The sequence below is a fragment of the Streptomyces sp. NPDC092952 genome (assembly GCF_044754785.1).
GTDB lineage: Bacteria > Actinomycetota > Actinomycetes > Streptomycetales > Streptomycetaceae > Streptomyces.
The window spans coordinates 259,121-277,529 of record NZ_JBIVPT010000001.1; the positions used below are offsets into that span (position 1 = coordinate 259,121).

At 70.9% G+C, this 18,409-nt stretch carries 16 protein-coding genes; 3 read left to right on the plus strand and 13 right to left on the minus strand.

Features of this window, described 5'->3' with window-relative positions; translation table 11 throughout:
• Positions 1-189: 189 nt before the first annotated feature.
• From ACIQGQ_RS01175 to ACIQGQ_RS01220, 10 genes are all read right to left on the minus strand, one after another.
• Entirely contained in the window at positions 190-1,287 is a 1,098-nt protein-coding gene (locus tag ACIQGQ_RS01175) for a response regulator (RefSeq protein ID WP_402389124.1), read from the minus strand.
• Positions 1,288-1,347: 60 nt separating this feature from the next.
• The gene (locus ACIQGQ_RS01180) at positions 1,348-2,664 is read right to left on the minus strand and encodes a sensor histidine kinase (protein ID WP_402389126.1); all 1,317 of its coding nucleotides are present in this window, start codon (positions 2,662-2,664) and stop codon (positions 1,348-1,350) included.
• 50 nt (positions 2,665-2,714) lie between these two features.
• The gene (locus tag ACIQGQ_RS01185) at positions 2,715-3,602 is read right to left on the minus strand and encodes a DUF5936 domain-containing protein (protein WP_402389129.1); all 888 of its coding nucleotides are present in this window, start codon (positions 3,600-3,602) and stop codon (positions 2,715-2,717) included.
• 14 nt (positions 3,603-3,616) lie between these two features.
• Positions 3,617-4,555 (minus strand): type II secretion system F family protein, encoded by a 939-nt coding sequence (locus ACIQGQ_RS01190; protein WP_402389132.1) that lies wholly within the window; start codon positions 4,553-4,555, stop codon positions 3,617-3,619.
• A 10-nt stretch (positions 4,556-4,565) separates the two neighbouring features.
• Positions 4,566-5,903 (minus strand): CpaF family protein, encoded by a 1,338-nt coding sequence (locus ACIQGQ_RS01195; protein ID WP_366295380.1) that lies wholly within the window; start codon positions 5,901-5,903, stop codon positions 4,566-4,568.
• 58 nt (positions 5,904-5,961) lie between these two features.
• Entirely contained in the window at positions 5,962-6,360 is a 399-nt protein-coding gene (locus ACIQGQ_RS01200) for a TadE family protein (protein ID WP_402389135.1), read from the minus strand.
• Positions 6,357-6,839, minus strand: a complete 483-nt coding sequence (locus ACIQGQ_RS01205) for a TadE family protein (protein WP_402389137.1) — start codon at positions 6,837-6,839, stop codon at positions 6,357-6,359. Before ACIQGQ_RS01205 ends, ACIQGQ_RS01200 begins: the two co-directional genes overlap by 4 nt.
• A 3-nt stretch (positions 6,840-6,842) precedes the next feature.
• Positions 6,843-8,138, minus strand: coding sequence for an AAA family ATPase (locus ACIQGQ_RS01210; protein WP_366295375.1), 1,296 nt, complete (start codon positions 8,136-8,138; stop codon positions 6,843-6,845).
• A 7-nt stretch (positions 8,139-8,145) separates the two neighbouring features.
• Entirely contained in the window at positions 8,146-8,853 is a 708-nt protein-coding gene (gene cpaB, locus ACIQGQ_RS01215) for a Flp pilus assembly protein CpaB (RefSeq protein ID WP_352273402.1), read from the minus strand.
• Positions 8,854-8,928: 75 nt separating this feature from the next.
• Positions 8,929-9,795, minus strand: a complete 867-nt coding sequence (locus ACIQGQ_RS01220) for a hypothetical protein (protein WP_402389139.1) — start codon at positions 9,793-9,795, stop codon at positions 8,929-8,931.
• 724 nt (positions 9,796-10,519) lie between these two features.
• Between ACIQGQ_RS01220 and ACIQGQ_RS01225 the strand changes: the two genes are divergently transcribed.
• Positions 10,520-12,250 carry a chitinase gene (locus ACIQGQ_RS01225; RefSeq protein ID WP_402389142.1) on the plus strand — a complete coding sequence of 577 codons (1,731 nt, stop codon included), beginning with the start codon at positions 10,520-10,522 and terminating at the stop codon, positions 12,248-12,250.
• Between the two features lie 178 nt (positions 12,251-12,428).
• Complete coding sequence (locus ACIQGQ_RS01230; RefSeq protein WP_402389144.1) at positions 12,429-14,588, plus strand: serine/threonine-protein kinase; 2,160 nt, start codon at positions 12,429-12,431, stop codon at positions 14,586-14,588.
• A gap of 97 nt (positions 14,589-14,685) precedes the next feature.
• Here the strand turns inward: ACIQGQ_RS01230 and ACIQGQ_RS01235 are convergent, their stop codons facing one another.
• From ACIQGQ_RS01235 to ACIQGQ_RS01245, 3 genes are read right to left on the minus strand one after another with little or no spacing between them, the layout of a single operon-like run.
• Complete coding sequence (locus ACIQGQ_RS01235; protein ID WP_402389147.1) at positions 14,686-15,096, minus strand: RidA family protein; 411 nt, start codon at positions 15,094-15,096, stop codon at positions 14,686-14,688.
• 6 nt (positions 15,097-15,102) lie between these two features.
• On the minus strand, positions 15,103-15,861 hold the full coding sequence (locus tag ACIQGQ_RS01240) for an IclR family transcriptional regulator (protein ID WP_402389150.1): 759 nt from the start codon (positions 15,859-15,861) through the stop codon (positions 15,103-15,105).
• Positions 15,858-16,916, minus strand: coding sequence for a sugar kinase (locus ACIQGQ_RS01245; protein WP_402389153.1), 1,059 nt, complete (start codon positions 16,914-16,916; stop codon positions 15,858-15,860). The genes ACIQGQ_RS01240 and ACIQGQ_RS01245 overlap by 4 nt, the downstream gene beginning before the upstream one ends.
• Positions 16,917-17,158: 242 nt before the next feature.
• Here ACIQGQ_RS01245 and ACIQGQ_RS01250 point away from each other — a divergent pair, with 242 nt between their 5' ends.
• Positions 17,159-18,400, plus strand: a complete 1,242-nt coding sequence (locus tag ACIQGQ_RS01250) for an alanine racemase (RefSeq protein ID WP_402390273.1) — start codon at positions 17,159-17,161, stop codon at positions 18,398-18,400.
• Positions 18,401-18,409 lie beyond the last annotated feature (9 nt).

The window sequence follows — 18,409 nt, forward strand, 5'->3', positions numbered from 1 at the left end:
GCGGTACCGGCTTCCTCCTGGCCGGTGCCGCTGGCGACATGAGAAACATACGGCGACGAGCCCCGCCCACCTGAGGGTCCCAGGACCCATTCCCGGGCCCAAAGCGTCAGTTGGGTCCGCGGCACCGCTCCGCGCCGCCAGGGCCCACGCCCGGCCGCCGACCCGTTCCCACTCCCGCGCCGCCGCTGCTCAGCCACGACGACCACCGGTCCCGTGTGCCCCGTTGCCCGTGATGGGCGCCGTGCCGAGCCAGCGGGCGATCGCCTCGCTGCGGCTGGTGCTGTGCAGCTTGGTGAAGATGCGGTTGATGTGGTTCTTGACCGTCTTCTCGCTGATGAAGCAGGTGGCGGCGATCTGCTGATTGCTCATGCCGGACGCGATCAACTCCATGACCTCCACCTCCCGTGAACTCAGCCCGTACTGCTGCCTGTTGGCCGAGGCATCCGTTTTCCCGGCCAGGGAAGACTGTGCCACAACTGGTTGCATCTGCGAAAGACCTTGCGGTGTACGGGCCGGTCGCGGCGCAGGTGGCACCGGTTCGGACCGGGGCGTGTGCGCCGGCGCGGAATGTTGCTGAACGGAACTCGGGGCATGGCCGTCGTAGCCCGGTATCTGGTACGGAACACCCGTGGTCAGCGCCGTTCCGAGCCCTTCGGGCAGGGGTCCCGAACCCACCCCGGGGCCTTGGCGCATATGGGCGAGGAGGGCGTTGGCGGCGGTGGCGGTGAAGTGGGCCCGGCCGTCCCTGGTGTCGCGTACGGCCTGTACCAGCTGGTCGGCGGTGAACTCGCCGTGGACGAGGTAGCCGCTCGCGCCGAGCCGGAGCGCCTCATGGACGATCTCGTTCTCACGGCTGTAGGTCAGCATCATCACGGGTGCAACCTGCACCAGGTGCGGAAGTGCCGATATGCCGTCGACGCCCGGCATGCGGACGTCGAGCAGCACGACGTCCGGACGGTGCCGGACGGCCATGTCGTAGGCCTGCCGGCCGTCCGCGGCCTCCGCGACGACCTCGATGTCCTCGCGGCCGGAGAGCAGAACGCCGAGACCGGCCCGGACCACGGGGTTGTCGTCCGCGACGACGACCCGCAGGGCGCTCGGGCCCGCCGGGGGCGTGGCCGCGGGGAAGGGAGGCAGGGACTGGGATGCCGCGGACTGCTGGGGAACGGGGAAGGACGGGGAGCTGGGCTCCGACGTGGGTGGTGTGACGTGCGAGGACGTGTGCTGGGACGCGTGGTGCGGTGCGGTCCAGTTCTGGCCCGAGGCGCGGGAGACGTCGTCCGGCATCTGCGACCTCCTCTCAGGGGTCTGTGGGTCTATGGGGGGTGAGTGCGGAATACGGACGGTTCACTGGGGTGGCTCCGCTCCGGAGGGCGCGAGCAGAGCGGCGATCGGGAGTTCCAGGCGGACCTCGGTGCCCTTGGCCGCCTGGCCCTTGCCGATACGGATGCGGGCGCCGATGGAGGCGGCGCGCTCGACCATGCCGACGAGGCCGAAGTGCCCGGCGTGCCGGAGGTCGTCGAGGGTCGTGCCCGGGGGCAGGCCGCGCCCGTCGTCGTAGACGCTGACGCGCAGCACGTCGCCCTTCACGCCGACGAGTGCGACGAGGTAGGTGGGGTGGGCGTGGCGGTGGGCGTTCTCCATGGCCTCGGAGGCGATGGTGAGCAGTTGACGGGCGACGACCTGGGGTACGGGCGGGATCGGTACGTCGTTGAGGAGGCGGAAGGTGGCGGCGAGCTCGTGGCGCTTGGTGAAGTCCTTCACCCGGGCGCGGAGTTCGCCGACGACGTCGACGCCGCCGTCCAGGCCGGACTCGCGGCGCAGGTCGGAGAGGAGTTCGCGGGACTCCGCCGCGGCACGGCGGGCGGAGCGGGCGACCAGTTCCGCCTGGTTCCTGACGGTGAGCGGGTCCATCCGGTCGGAGGAGGCCGCCAGTCCGTCGGCGGCCAGGGCCAGACCGTGCAGCGTCTTGGCCACCGAGTCGTGCATCTCCCGTGCCAGCCGGGCCCGTTCGCCCTCCACGGCCTCGCTGACGGCGAGGCGTGCCTTCGTCTCGGTGAGCGCCTGGCTGGCGGATCCGAAGCGGAGGAGGAGGTTGCGCAGGGTGACGCCGACCGCTCCGGCGATCACGCAGAATCCGGGGAGGAGGTACGCCGTCGCGTTTCCGGCCTCCAGTTTCGGGTCGGTCCCGTACACGCCGAGGACGATCGCGGTCTGGAGCGCCGCGAAGACAGCGGCGCCCCGCCAGCCGTATACCAGGCCGGCCAGCAGCGGCGTACAGACCGTGACATACGCGAGGGTGGACTCGGGACCGGCTGTAACCAGCAACAGCGCACCGAAGAAGGCGTCTATGCCGAGCAGCCAGGGGTGGCGGAGCAGGACGGGACCGAAGCGTTCCCAGTCGCGGAAGAGGACGTAGCTGCCCATGAACGTGACGAGCACGGCGGCGCCGATCAGCCAGGTGGCAAGGCCCGAGGCCGTGTGGTTGATCGCGAACGGCGTCGCCATGGCGATCATGGCGAGCCGGAAGCCGAAGACCTGGCGGCACATCGCCTGGAGCGCGTTCAGCTGGATCGCGAACGCCGGGCGCGCGCCGGGGTCGGCGATCGCCTGGCGCACCTGCGCGTTCAGTCCGGCGTGGATGCCGCCGAGCTGGAAAGACATGAGCCTGTCACCTCCCTCCGGTGGTTCTGCCACCGCCCGCCACGTTCACGTCATCCGCCGATAAGGGTGCTGAAGTCGACGTTGACCCCGTAGACGAAGCCGACCGTCAGCATCACGAGCGTGCCGGGGAGCAGGAACGTGGTGACGGCGAAGGTCGCCTTGGGGACCGCTCTGGCCGCCTTCCGGCGGGCGTTCTGGGCATCGGTGCGCCGCATGTCGTTGGCGATCTGGATCAGCGTCTCGACGATCGGTGCACCGAGCTCCTCGCCCTGCTGGAGCGTGGTGACGAACATCGCGACCTGCTCCGAGTCGTTGCGCTTGCGCAGCTGGTCGAAGGCCTCACGCCGGCTGACGCCCATGTCCATCTGGCGCAGGGTGATGCGCAGCTCGTCGGCCCAGGGGCCTTCGTACTTCTCGGCGACCCGGGCCAGCGCCTGGCGGAAGCCGAGCCCGGCGGAAACGACGACGGCGAGCACGTCGAGGAAGTCCGGAAGCGTCCGGTCGATGTGGTCACGGCGGATACGGACCGCGGACCAGAGCCCGGCCTCGACCCAGAACAGTCCGAAAGCGATCAGTACCAGAGCGAGGATGACCTGGCCGCGCATGAGCATCGTGAGTGCGCCGAGCGCGCCGAGCCCGCCGTAGACGGCGCGGCGGGCGGCGTAGCGGTCGATGGTCAGACCGCCCGGGTTACCGGCCATGTCGATCTGGCGGCGCTTCTTGTTGACGGCCTTGGGGCCCATCATCCGAAGCACCGACGGGGCCCAGCGCATACCGAGCCGGTCGATGCCGGAGCCCACCGCGCTGGTGCGGGTGGAGCCGACTTCCAGCGCGATCGCGAGGTCGCCGGGAAGCTTCGCATCGGCCCGGTACATGCGGATTCCCGCGATGGCGCCGAAGACCGCGAGGCCAATGACACCTGCCAACAACAGATTCATGTGCGCGTCGCCCTTCAGACGTCGATCTTGGAGAGGCGGCGGATCACGATGAATCCGATCGCGTACAGGCCCAGGGAGACGATCACCGCGATCTGGCCAATGAGCGCACCGGTCATGCGGTCGAGCGCGCCGGGCATGACCCCGTTCATCAGGAGCATGGCGCCGAGGCCGAAGGCCGGAACGGCGTAGGCGGTGACGGTGACCTGGGAGAGCTGGGTCTTGACCTCGCGCCGGGTCTCCTTGCGCTCCTCCAGCGTCTCGGTGAGGTTGCGCAGCGAGCTGACGACCGTACCGCCGGCCCGGTTGGACAGGACCAGGGTGGTGACGAGTACGACGAGTTCGCGGGAGGGAAGCCGGTCGGTCAGCTCGCTCATCGCGTCCTCCAGCGGCTCACCGACGGCGAGGCGCCGGGAGACCCGGGCCAGTTCCTCGCCGGCCGGGTTCTCCATCTCGTCGGCCGCCATGCCGATGGAGGTGCGCAGCGCCAGGCCCGCCTGGGTGGCGTTGGCGAGGATGCGGGCGAGTTCGGGGAGTTGGTTGATGAAGTGCTCGGTGCGCTTGGTCCGTTGCCAGTTCAGGAAGGCGTTGGTGCCCCAGAGGCCGATCAGCGCGGCGACCGGGCCGAAGAAGCTGGCGAGCATGGACGACGCGATCATCCACAGGCCCGCCATGGCGACGACGGAGTAGACGAAGAACTCGCCGGGGGTGATCTCCAGACCGGTGGCGGCCAGTTTCAGTTCGAGCTTCCGGCCCAGGCCGGTCTTGCGCAGTCTGCGGTCCAACGCCCGGAACCGGCGCCGGCGGCCGGTCTCCGGTATGTGCCCGGTGTGCGAGAGGCGGTCCACCAGGGCGTCGCGGTCGGCCTTGCCGCCGCTGTAGGCGTGCAGGCCCGCGACGCCGGTGACACCGGCGAGCAGCGTCACACCGATGGTGAGGAGGGGGAGATTGGTCATGGCTCGGTACCTAGTTGGCCTCTCGGGTGGCGAGCTGTTCGGCGGAATCGGCGACCCCGAAGGCCTGCGGGACGGGCTGGCTGGCCATGTAGAGGCGCTCGGCGATCTTGCGTGGGAGCGGGAGGTACGAGAACTCGCCGTTGATCCGTCCCTCGGCGTCCATCGGCCGGGCGTTGAACTTCGCGACGGTCACGATGCGGTAGGGGTCGCGCCCGTGCGAGTCGAGGACGGCGATCTCGGTGATCTTTCGGGAGCCGTCGGCGTGCCGGGTGAGCTGGACGATCACGTCGACGGCGCTGTTGATCTGGTCGTGCAGGGCTTCGAAGGGGATCTCGATCTCGGACATCGAGGCGAGGGTCTGCAGACGCATCAGCGCGTCCTCGGCGTTGTTGGCGTGGACGGTGGCGAGCGATCCGTCGTGACCGGTGGACATCGCCTGGAGCATGTCGAGCGACTCGCCGCCACGGACCTCACCGACGACGATGCGGTCGGGGCGCATACGCAGGGAGTTGCGGACCAGGTCACGGATGGTGATCTGGCCCTTGCCCTCGACGTTCGCCGGGCGGGACTCCAGCCGGATGACGTGGCTCTGCTGGAGCTGGAGCTCGGCGGAGTCCTCGATGGTGACGATGCGCTCGCTGTTGGGGATGAGGCCCGAGAGCGCGTTGAGGAGCGTGGTCTTCCCGGTGCCGGTGGCGCCGGAAACAATGATGTTGAGCTTGGCCTGGACGAGCCCGGACAGCAGGATCAGCATCTGGTCGTCGAGCGAGCCGACGTTGATCATTTCCTGGAGCGTGAAGGCCCGGGGGAACCGTCGGATGGTGAGCGTCGCGCCGGTCAGGGAGAGCGGCGGAATGATCACGTTGACACGTTCACCACTGGGTAGACGCGCGTCGACCATCGGGTTCGACTCGTCGACGCGGCGGTTGACCGTCGACACGATGCGCTCGATGGTCTGCATCAGCTGCTCGTGCGAGCTGAACCGCATCGGCAACTGCTCGACCCGTCCGCTGCGCTCCACGAAGATCTGGTCGGGCCCGTTCACCATGATCTCGGTGATGGACGCGTCCTCCAGGAGCGGTTCCAGGATGCCGAGCCCGAGGGCCTCGTCGACGACCCGGCGGATCAGCTGGGTGCGTTCGACGGTGGAGAGGACGGGCCCCTCGCGGCTGATGATGTGGCTGAGTACGCGCTCCAGCCTCGCCCGCCGGTCTGCGGCGGCGAGCGAGGACATCTCGGCCAGGTCGATCTCTTCGAGCAGCTTGGCGCGGTAGACGGCCACCATGTGGCTGTCCTCCCGCGCCCCGCCGTTCTTCTCGGGGGCGGTCATGCGTGCCCGCAGACTCATTGCGTAACTCCTCGTTCAGAAAGGCGGTGGTGCCCGGATCGTGCGGTGCGGGCGCCGGTCAGCCTCTCGGCATGGTGGAACTGCGCTCGGCCCAGCCCCAGTCGTCGATCCCGGGCACGACGGAGGGAATCCTCACGCGGGTGGTGTACGTGACTTCGCCGTACCCGCCGCTGCTCCTGAACCTCGAGTTCTTGTAGCTGCCCAGCCAGTCGCTCATCGCGTTGCGGCCGGCCCGCTCGGAGTCCCCGCGCGGTACGTCCTGCGTGGCGGTCCGGGCCGCCGCGCGGGCACCGGTGCCCGCCTGGTTGGCGGCGTACGCCGCGACCCCCAGCTGAATCGCGAAGAGGCCCACCAGAAGCAGCAGCGGGATGAAGCCCATGTACTCGATGGCGACCTGGCCGCGGTCGCGGCGGGACGCGGCGGCCCTGCCGCCCGGTGTGTGCGCACGGTATTTCATCGGCTGGCCTCCACCGGCGATGCGGCGTTCCCCTCGATGGTCATCGGCCAGTTGAGCACCCCGGGCACCAGGACCGGCACCTTGAGCCTCACCGTGGCCTTGTACAGCGCCCCGGAGCTTTCGCACGAGGTCCGCTTCATCGACTTCCGCCAGACCGGCGGCAGGTCCTCCTCGGCCGCGTCCCGGCACGCCTGCCCGCGGTACCAGCCCTGGGTGATCGCGCCCTTGTGCGCCGCCTGGTCCGCCGAGTTCCCCGCGAGGGAGAACGTGTAGCCGATCAGGGCGCACTGCCAGAGCGCCACCAGCAGCAGGATGATCAGCGGTGTGACGCCCAGGAACTCGATCGCGGTCTGGCCGCGGTCCCGGTCCCGGGCGCGGGTGAGGAGGTGGAGGCGGAGGCGTGTCCCGGAGCGGGCCGGGACGGGGTCACCGTGCCGTCCGCCGGGTATCTCCGTGTCTCTTGTCTGGGTGAGTGTCATTGGTCAACTTGCCCCCTGGGTCGTCGCCCGGTTCCGGGCGCCGTCGCGGTCGCGTCGGCGTCCGATCGAGCCTCGGTCGTTCTTGAACTTCGCGGTGCTCTTCGCGCTGTTCTTCTCGGCCTTCTCAGGAACCTTGACGATGCCCAGCTCGCCCGCAAGGGCCCAGAGGGCCTGTTTGACCGTGCTCTTGGAATCGAGCTCGTGCAGTCGACCCGCGTCGACCACGCTCTGTAGTTCCTTGAAGTTGGCGGGGATGGCCGTGTCGGCCGTGGTGGTGCCGGTGATCTTCTCGATGAGCTGCGGCTGGATCTCAGTGTTGCGGATGAAGCGGTTGACGACGGTGACCGTCTCCTCCGCCTTGCGGATCTGGAGCCGGTCCCACATCCGTACCACCCGCTTGGCACCGCGAACCGCGATCACGTCGGGCGTGGTGACCAGGAGCGCGCTGTCGGCCATCTCGATGGCCGCGGCGTTGGCGCCGTTGAGCTGGCTGCCGCAGTCGATGACCACGACCTCGTGGCGCGAGCGCAGGGCGCTGACGATCTGCCGGGCCGAGCGGTCGCTGACCTCCTCGGCGCTCTCGCCCTCACCGGGGGCCAGCAGCAGCGCCAGGCCGGTGCCGTGGCTGAACACGGCGTCGGCCAGCACCCGGGGCGAGATGTCGGTGATCGTCGACAGGTCGACGATCGAGCGGCGGAACTGCACGTCGAGGTACGAGCCGATGTCGCCGGACTGGAGGTCCATGTCGACCAGGGCGACGGTGCGCCCGGACGCCTGGGCCGCCAGGGCCAGTTGCACGGCGGTGACGGTGGCGCCGACCCCGCCCTTGGCGCCGCTGACGGTGATGACCGTACCGCCGGGACCGGTGAAGACCTCGGTCCCGGTGGTCAGGTGGCGGCGGACCCCGAGGGACCACTGGGCCGCGGATTGAACCCTGTTGGCCAGTTCTTCGTAACTGAGGGGGAGGGTGACGACACCGCGCGCACCCGACTCCATCGCGGACGAGAACAGACCGGGGGTGACATCGGCGGTGATCAGGACGACCCCGATGGCGGGGAAGCGGAGGGAGACCTCCCGGATCAGTTCCAGCGCCGGCACCGGCCCGATGCGCTCGTGGACCAGCACCACCTCGGGCAGGTCGTCGAGCGATTCGCCGGCGAGCCGGGCGAGGGTGTCGATGAGCTGCGTCGAATCACTGACCGGTGCGGCCGGCTCCGCTTCCGGGAGCTGGCTGAGCAGGGTGGTGACGGATCTGGCCGCGTCGACATCACCGACGGCCGGGAGGATCCTCGTGGACATTAGACCCTCACTTGTCCTTGTCGAGCGTGTAGGTGCGGTCGCCCGGACGGATGGTGCTGTCGCTGCCGGAGGCCAGCAGCGCGAGGCGCACGTGCTCCGCGAAGGACTCGGCGTAGGCGATGCGCTGGGTGTCGAGCGTGTTGAGCGCGAAGGTGATCGGGACGGCCTCGGTGCCCATGTTGGACTTGCCGTCCTGGCGGGGCTCCAGGGCGGTCAGCTTGCCGACGTCCAGGACCTTGGCGTTGGAGACGATGACCTTCGACTGGGACGCCTCGCCGTCGCGCTCGCCGGCGAAGGTGGCGTAGATGTTGACGGTGGCACCGGGGGTGATCTTGCCCGCGACACCGGTCGCGGCGTCGATCATGATCGCGATCTCCTGCTCGCCAGGCTGGAGCTCGGGGCGGCGCTGCATCATGTCGGACTGGAGCAGGGAGCCCTTGCGCAGCTGGGTGACGGCGATCTTGCCGTTCACCTCGGAGAGGTCCGTGACGGCGTTGCGGGAGAGCCAGCGCTTGGGCATCGAGACCTTCTCGAACTGCCCGGCGGACAGGGCGGTGTAGGGCGCCACGTCGGACTTGAGCTGGTAGGCCCCGACCTCGGGGCCGACCTTGGAATTGACGTCACTGATCACCGAGAGCACGCCGGCGAAGGCGCCGAAGGCGCACAGAACCGACAAAAGCAGGAGTATCACGCCACGGCGCTGACGGGAGTTCATGGGCCGGACAACCTCGTTCGATTCGGATGCATGGGGCAGCGGACGGAAGGGCGTCTACGGAGGAAAGCGGAAGCGCTAGGAGTGCGGAGGAACGAGCGCTTCATGGCTGAGGACACCGGCGGAGTTGTTTCGGTTCTCGGTCGCGGGAAGCGGGGAGGAGCAGAACCCGCAAAGATCACCGATGAGTTCCATTCCGCACCAGTGGCAGTTCTCCCGACGTACGGAGGCCACCAATTGGTACAGGACGGAGAGGTCTGGCAGATAGGCGGCGAATTCCACCAATTTCCCGGTTCCCCACCATGCCGGGGACTGGGACGGGAGGGCGGACTCCTGAATGGCCTGGACCTGCCACGCGGGTGCGAGGGTTTCCTTCACCCACTCGGACTGCGACTGGCCTTTGGCGGTCACGAGGTGGGTGCCGAATTCGGGTCCGGCCGGCGGGCCGTCCTTCGGGCCGATCTTGACCAGCCGGGGATCGGGGCTCGCGACGGCGACGAACTGGGAACCGGGCACCCAGGACTTGGCATGGGTTTTGAGGTCGACCGGGATGCGGTCGAACCTGGTGACCGAGTGGAGCAGGGCGCCCGCGTGGATGTAGTGCGTCAGCAGCCGGGCGGCGGAGGCGACCACCCCGGGGCTGAAGTCACAGATCGACAGCTGGCGCAACTGCCTGACGAGGACGGCGACGCCCAGCGGCGGGAGGTCCACCTTGACCAGGGCGATGCGGTCGCTCTCCAGGACCGAGCGCACGGAGTAGAGCCGGCGCTCGTGGGCGGGCGCGATGCTGGACGGGTAGACCGCGACGACGTAGCCGTGCTGCTCCAGCAGTACGTGCATGTCACCGATGGCCATGTCCAGCGCCTGGGCGTCCGGAGCCTGCAAGAGGGCAGCTGTCGGTGTCTGCTGATCGGTAGGAGGAAGTACCAGATCAGCACTGGTCACTGCTATTGCGGTCGGCACGCTGTTCCCCGTTTCGGCTCCGGCCGGACGCCGGTCATGGCGTCGGCCGCAATCGCTCCTGCTCCGCGGTCTGGTTCAGCACTTTATCCACGTCCTACCTGGCAGAGAACACTTTTCGAGGGGCATTCCGACAACAGCCGAGGGGCGCCCGCGTAACACCCCTGTGCTAAATCGGAGCAAATCGAAAATCGTCAAATTCTGTACGACTGCGGAGGGTTACCGCCCCGCCTTCCCGTCATCCGGTCCGGACCTTCATCGGTGCACGTCAGCGCGGATCCGGAACCGGCGGGCCGTCCCGCACGGCCTCCACCGAAGGGCCGGACGCTCACTGTCCGAGCACCCCCGCAGGATCACCCGGACACGGTTCCAGGAGGTCAACAAAACGTCAATGTACGGCTACGGGAACGTGACTTCGGGCCCGCGCCACGGGCATCGCGGGCCCTAAACGGAGCGGGCGCGGGGCGACCGCGGGGTGGCGGCGGGAGCCGTTCGCGACGGGCCACGGGAGAGGCTTCCGCCGCCAGAGGTCTTGACAACTCTATTGGTCTGGACCAGTTTTGTCGGCCAGCGGTGGCCACCGTCCCCTCGACTCCACATCCCCGTCTTCCCCCCGTCACCTGTCGTCCGTCCCGGGCGGCGCCGGTCCACCCCGCCGGCCCGCCCGGCCGCCCCGGCAGGCACCACCGACTCCCCACGGAGGCAGCAAGTGGAACGTTCTCCCCTCGGCGCCCACAGAATCCGCAGACGCCGGATCCGGCGCGGCGCCGTCACGGCCGTCCTCGCGGCCGCCACGCTGACCGCCACGGGCCTGGTCTCCAGCGCCCAGGCCGCCGACATCAACGTCGCCAAGAACGCGGGCTTCGAGTCCGGGCTCGCCAACTGGACCTGCACCAACGGCAGCGGCGCCACCGTCTCCTCCCCCGTGCACGGCGGCTCCGCAGCCCTCAAGGCGACCCCGGCCGGCCAGGACACCGCGCGCTGCTCCCAGACCGTGGCCGTGAAGCCCAACTCGACCTACGCGCTCAGCTCCTGGGTGCAGGGCGGGTACGCGTACCTCGGCGCGAGCGGCACCGGCACCACCGACGTCTCGACCTGGTCGCCCGGCTCCTCCGCCTGGACCCAGCTCAACACCAGCTTCAAGACCGGCCCCAGCACCACCTCCGTGGAGATCTACACGCACGGCTGGTACGGGCAGGCCGCCTATCTCGTCGACGACGTCTCGGTGAACGGCCCCGACGGCGGCGGCGGTTCCGACCCCGACCCGACCGTCCCGGCCGCCCCCGCCGGACTCTCGGTCGGCGCGACCACCACCAGCTCCGTCCAGCTCTCCTGGAACGCGGTCACCGGCGCGACCGGCTACACCGTCTACCGGGACGGCCAGAAGGCCACCACGGCCACCGGCAGCTCCGCGACCGTCACCGGGCTCACCGCCGACACGGCGTACCAGTTCGCGGTGACGGCGACCAACGCGGCCGGCGAGTCCGTCAAGTCCGCAGCGGTCAGCGCCCGTACGGCCAAGGAGGGCGGCGGCAACCCGAACCCCGGCACCTCCGTGCCGAAGCACGCGGTCACCGGCTACTGGCAGAACTTCAACAACGGCGCGACCGTCCAGAAGCTCAGCGACGTGCCCGCGAACTACGACATCATCGCGGTCTCCTTCGCCGACGCCACCAGCACTCCGGGCGCGGTCACCTTCAACCTGGACTCCGCCGGGCTGAACGGCTACACCGTCGACCAGTTCAAGGCCGACATCAAGGCGAAGCAGGCAGCCGGGAAGAACGTCATCATCTCGGTCGGCGGCGAGAAGGGCACCGTCTCCGTCAACAGCGACACCTCGGCGGCCAACTTCGCCAACTCCCTCTACTCGCTCATCCAGGAGTACGGCTTCAACGGCGTCGACATCGACCTGGAGAACGGCCTCAACTCCACGTACATGACGAAGGCGCTGCGCTCGCTGTCGCAGAAGGCGGGCTCCGGCCTCGTCATCACGATGGCCCCGCAGACCATCGACATGCAGTCGACCGGGGGCGAGTACTTCAAGACGGCGCTCAACATCAAGGACATCCTGACCGTCGTCAACATGCAGTACTACAACAGCGGCGCCATGCTCGGCTGCGACGGCAAGGTCTACTCCCAGGGCTCGGTGGACTTCCTCACCGCGCTCGCCTGCATCCAGCTGGAGGGCGGCCTCGCCCCGTCGCAGGTCGGACTCGGGGTGCCCGCCTCCACCAGCGCGGCGGGCGGCGGCTACGTCTCCCCCTCGGTCGTGAACGCGGCCCTGGACTGCCTGGCCTCCGGCACCAACTGCGGTTCCTTCAAGCCCTCGAAGACGTACCCCGACATCCGGGGTGCGATGACCTGGTCGACCGCCTGGGACGCCAAGTCGGGCAACGCCTGGTCCAACGCGGTGGCTCCGCACGTGCACGGCCTGCCGTAACCCACGGCCGGCAACCCCGACCAGCAGCGCCGCCGCTCCCCCGGCGGCGCTGCCGCATACGCAGGACATGTCCCGGACAGGCAACAGAGTGCCCGGACGGCCCGCCCTCCATGGCCGTCCGGGCGTGCTCGTGGCACCGTTGTGGGGCTCGACGGTGGTGTGACAGGGGGGCGGGGACATGGCCGGGGCGCGGATTCAGAGGCTGAGCGAGGACGATCCCGCGACGCTCGGGCCGTACCGTCTGATCGGACGGCTGGCGTCCGGCGGCATGGGGCGGATCTACCTGGCGCGGGCCGGTGCCCGGGGCGGCGGGCAGGGACTCGTCGCGGTGAAGACCCTGCTGGCCGAGGGAGAGGTCGGCGCGGTCGACCGGCGGCGGTTCGCCCGTGAGGTGGCGCTGGCGCAGCGGGTCGACAGCGCGTACACGGCGCGGGTGCGGGACGCCGACGCGGACGCCGAGCGGCCCTGGATGGCCATCGACTACATCGCCGCCCCCTCGCTCGCCGAACTGGCCCGGGGCTGCGGGGTGCTGCCCGCCTCGGCCGTACGGTGGATCGCCGCCGGGACCGCGCAGGCCCTGGTCACCCTGCACGGGGTGGGCATCGTGCACCGCGACGTGAAGCCGCAGAACGTGCTGCTCCCGCTGGACGGCCCCCGGGTCATCGACTTCGGCATCTCGCACGCCAGCGACCTCACCCTGACCGGGCTCACCCTCGGCACCATCGCCTTCACCTCGCCCGAGCAGGCGCGCGGCGAGGCGTCCACGGCCGCCTCCGACGTCTACTCGCTCGGCGCGACGCTCTTCCTGCTCGCCACCGGCCGTCCGCCCTACGCCGACGACGGCAACACGCTGCGGCTGCTGGCCCGCGTCCAGCGCGGCGAACTCGACCTCACCGGACTGCCCAAGGAGCTCGTCGGGACGGTCCGGCCCTGTCTGGACATCGACCCGGGCCGACGCCCCGAACCCGCCGAACTCCTCGCCCGGTTCCGCCGGGCCCAGGCCGGGATGCCCGCGACGCGGAGCGGCGCGCGCTGGCTGCCGCCCCGGTGGACGACGCTGATCGGGCAGTACGCGGACCAGGGCCGGGAGCTGGCGGACGGGCGGCGGTCCGGGCCGGCGGCCCCGACCGCCGGGCGGGACGCCTCGGAGCAGCGCACCCGGGTGGTGGAGCCGCCCCGGCCGACGCTGATCTACTCGCCGGAGCGGCAGGCCCGCGCGGACCGCGACCGGGCCCGCCGCCGCGACCGTACCCGGCGGGAGATGGCGGCCCTCCTGGAGCTGGCGGAGCGGCAGCGGGCGGAGCAGGCCGAGCGGGAGCGCGAGGAGCTCGAACGGGCCGAACACGCCGAACGGGAAAGGGCCGAGCGGGCCGAACGGGCGGAACGGGAACGGGCGGAGCGGGCCGAACGGGCCGAGCGCGAGCGGACGGAACGGGAGCGGGCCAAGCGCGAGCAGGCCGAGCGGCAGCGGGCGGAACGGGCCCGCCGCATCCAGCGCGAGCGCGTGGAACGGGAACGCAAGGAACGGGAACGGGCCGACCGGGCGCGGACAGCCGCCTCTCCCTCCACCACCCCTTCCTCCTCGTCGAGTTCCTCCTCGTCGAACTGGGGCTGGCTGGTCGCGCTGATCGTCGTCGGTCTGCTGATCTGGCAGCCCTGGGACGCCTCGAAGCCGTCCGGCGGCTCGGGCTCCTCCGGCGTCTCGGCCGGTGCCGGTTCCGTCGCGGGCACCGGTCTCGGCTCCCGTACGCACGACACCGCGACCGACGACTCCGGCGACGACGAGCCCACGCCGACTCCGACTCCCACACCGACGCCGACGCCCACGCCCACGCCCACCCCGGACTCGACCGATCTGGCCTTCGCCGCGGTGCGTGCCGGTGACTGCCTGGACGTGTACAACGACGGGCACGGCACCATGAGCGCCACCCGCCCGGTCCGGGTGGGCTGCCGGGCGGCCAACGCGTACATGCACGTCAGCCGGGTGAGCACCGCCGCCGGGGCGTCCGCTTCCTGCGACAGCGGGGCGGGCTACACCTGGTGGCGGAAGACCGGCGCGGACGGGGTGGTGCGCACGCTCTGCCTGGACCGGGTGTACCAGGTGGGCCAGTGCTTCCCGGCGAAGGTCCAGGGGACCACCAACGCCGATCTGACGGTGGTGTGGAACTGCGGCGCGTCGACCGTGCCGGTGGCCGGGCAGTCGATCCTGCGGATCACCGGCTACTACCGGGCGCCCGCGCCCGGCGCCAGCTGGACCTGCCCGTCCGGACAGGGCGAGCGGTTCTGGTACTGGCCGGTGGACCACGGCAGGAGCGTCATCTGCGCCTCGGCGGCCTGACCACGGCGCCGTGCGCGACCCGGCGTCACCCGATGTTCCGGGGCGCCCGCCCCGTACCGGAGCCGGGGTGGTCCGGCCGGACCACCCCGCCGCTGGTTCAGCCGAGGACCGCGAGGGCGTCGATCTCGATCAGCAGGCCCTTGGGGAGGCCGACGTAGACCGTCGTGCGGGCGGCCGGGGGCGCGGTGAGGTTCTGCTCGGCGAAGTAGGCGTTGTAGATCTCGTTCATCTCGGCGAAGTGGTCCACGTCCGTGAGGTAGACGCGCATCATCATCACGTCGTCCCAGCTCGCGCCGCCCTCCTCCAGGATCGCCTTGACGTTGGCGAAGGTCTGGAGGGTCTGCTCGCGCAGGGTCGGTCCGGCCGGGGTCGGGGGCTGGCCGGCCACGGCGGGCAGGAAGCCGACCTGTCCGGCGACCTGGAGGATGTTCCCCTTCCGCACCCCGTGCGAGAACTTCGCGGGGGGCGTGGTGTGGGTGCTCGGGGTGAGGGCGGTCTTCTCGGTCATCGCAGTTCAGGCCTTCTTGGGTCGGGGGGTGCCGGAGTACTCCCGGCTGATGGACTCGGCGGTGCGGCGCACCAGCGGGAGCAGGGTGAGGAGTTCCTCCGCCGTGACGACGACGTTGGGCGCCGAGACCGACATCGCGGCGACGACCCGTCCGTCGGCGCCGCGGATGGGGGCGCCGACACAGTTGATGGACTCCTCGTGGCCACCGAGGTCGGTGGCCCAGCCCTGTTCGCGGACGACGGCGAGCTCCTTGAGGAACGCACCGGCGTTCGGGGTCGAACGGGGCGTGTACATGGGGTAGTCGAGCCGCTCGGCGATGGTGCGCCGCTCGGGCTCGGGGAGGTCGGCGAGGAGCAGTTTCGCGACGGCGGCGACGGTGATCGCGACGGGCTTGCCGATCCGCGAGTACATCCTGACCGGGTAGCGGCTCTCCACCTTGTCGATGTAGAGGACCTCCTGCTCCTCGTGGACCGCGAGATGCACGGTGTGGCCGCAGCTCTCGTTGAGTTCGACGAGGTAGGGGTGGGCGATCTCCCGTACGTCGAGGTTCTCGACGGCCTCCTGGGCGAGGACGAAGAGGCGGGCGCCCAGGCGGTAGCGCTGGTCCTGCTGGCGGTGGACGAGCCCGTGCTCGTGGAGCGTACGGAGCAGGCGCAGCGCGGTGGACTTGTGGACGCCGAGCCGCTCGGCGACCTGCCCGAGGTCGGCGGGTCCCTGGGCCAGCAGGGGCAGGATGCTCAGCGCCCGGTCGACGGTCTGGCTCATGTCGTACGTACCTCCTGGTCGTCCCCCGTCCAGCCGGGGCCGAGACGAAGTCTCCCCCAGGCGGCGTCGTCCAGTGCGGCAAGGGCGTCGGCGTGCGCGCGGGCGGGGGGTTCGGTGAGGTCGCCGGGGACGGTGAGGACGGCGGCGGCCATCAGGTGGCCGTGGCGGGCGCGGTCGCGGACGGGGAGGCCGCGCAGGGTGGCGGAGAGGAACCCGGCGGCGAAGGCGTCGCCCGCGCCGACGGGGGCGACGACGTCGACGCGGAGGGCGGGGACGGCGGTGGCGGTGCCGGGGCCGGTCCCGGTGCCCGAGAAGACCGTCACGCCGTCCGCGCCGTGCTTCACGACCAGGACGGACGGCTCCGGCAGCGCGGCCCGGACCGCCTCCGCGCCGTTCACCCCCCAGGCCTCACGCGCCTCGTCCTCGCCGACGAAGACCAGGTCGGCGCGGCGGGCCAGGTCGAGGAGGACCCGGGGGGAGGCGTCGGTGCCGCGCCACAGGCCGGGGCGGTGGTTGACGTCGAAGGAGACCGCCGGGCGGCCGGGCCGGTCCTCGGTCAGGTGGTGGAGCAGGGCCAGGCAGCCGGCGGAGAGCGCGGCGGTGATCCCGGACAGGTGGAGCATCCGGGCGGTGGGCAGCGTCGTGCGGGGGACGGTGTCGGGGGACATGGCGGAGGCGGCGGAACCGGCCCGGTAGTAGGCGACCTCGTGCGTGTCGGTGGCCCGGTCGGTGGCGGTGCGGAAGTAGACGCCGGTGGGCCGGGAGGGGTCGCGGCGCACCCCGGAGGTGTCGACCCCGTACCCCGTGATCGTCTCGACGAGGTGGTCGCCGAAGCCGTCCGCCCCGACCCGGCTGACCCAGGCCGCCCGGTGCCCGGCGGCGGCCAGGGCGCAGGCCACGTTGGACTCGGCGCCGCCGATGCCGCGGTCGAAGGAGGGGACGTCGGCGAGGCGTCCGGGACGCGACGGCAGGAACGTCACCATGGACTCGCCGAGGCACACGACGTCGGTGGCGGCGGCCGTGTCGGCGGCGGTCCTGGCCGGGGTTCCGGACACGCGGGGCTCCTCGCAGGTCTGGCGGACGGGCGTCCGGGATACGGAACGGGCGCACGCGACGGACCACGGGCGTCGGCTCGGATGGTAGACAGGGACAAGCGATATACGCAATGATCGTTGCATACTATGCAACGCATGAGTGATCGAGGAGGATCCTCTTGGCCGCCCAGCACTCCCCCGGGAACGTCGACCGGTCAGCGACGGCCCTCGCCGGTGAACGCGCCGGCGGACTCGCCGCCGAAGTGGTCGACCACCGGTTCAAGGCGCTGCCGCCCGACGCGCAGGGCCTGACCGTCGGGGCCCTCGCCGCCCAGCGGCGCAACCTCCACACCGGCGGCTTCACCACCCCGGTGCTCGCCCTGTCCGCCGAGGCGGTCGAGCACAACCTCGCCCTGCTGCGCACGTACGCCGAGCGCCACGGGCTGGCCTTCGCCCCGCACGGCAAGACGTCCATGTCCCCGCAGCTCTTCGCCCGTCAGCTGGAGCACGGCGCCTGGGGCATCACCGCGGCCGTGCCGCACCAGGCGCGGGTCTACCGGGCGTTCGGCATCCGGCGGATCTTCCTCGCCAACCAGCTGGTGGACGCGGCGGCGCTGCGCTGGCTCGCCGGGGAACTGGACGCCGACCCGGAGTTCCGCTTCGTCTGCTACGTCGACTCGGTGCGCGGCGTCGAGCTGATGGACGCGGCCCTGCGGGAGGCGGGCGCCTCCCGGGCCGTGGACGTCGTCGTGGAGCTGGGCGCGGGCGAGGGCGCCCGCACCGGGGCCCGTACGGAGGCGGAGTGCGCGGCGGTGGCCGACGCGGTCGCGGCGACCGGGACGCTGCGGTTGGTGGGCGTGGCCGGTTACGAGGGCGAGGTGCCGGACGCGACCGGTGAGCGGGTGCGCGACTGGCTGCACCGGCTCGTGGCGCTCGCCGCCGACCTGGACCGCGCGGGCCGCTTCGCGCCCGGCGAGCCGATCGTGGTCAGCGCGGGCGGCAGCGCCTGGTTCGACGCGGTGGCGGACGTGTTCGCGCGGATCCCGGAGCTCTCCGCGCCGGTGCTGAAGCTGCTGCGCTCGGGGGCGTACGTCTCGCACGACGACATCCACTACCACCGCCTCACCCCGTTCAACCGGGTGCCCGAGGAGGGCTCGCTGCGGCCCGCGTTCCGGCTGTGGGCGCAGGTCGTCTCCCGCCCCACGGACGAGCAGGCCTTCCTCAACGCGGGCAAGCGGGACGCCGCGTACGACCTCGACCTCCCCGAGGCCCAGGTGGTGCGCTCCGGCCGGGACGGCGAGGTCCGCCCCGCGACGGACATCACGGTCGACCGCCTCTCCGACCAGCACATCTGGCTGCGCACCGGGCCGGACGCGCGGCTGGAGGTGGGCGACTGGGTGGGGCTCGGCCTCTCCCACCCGTGCACCGTCTTCGACAAGTGGCAGCTGATCCCGCTGGTCACCGAGGACGGCACGGTCACGGACTACGTCCGCACCTTCTTCTGATCCACCCGG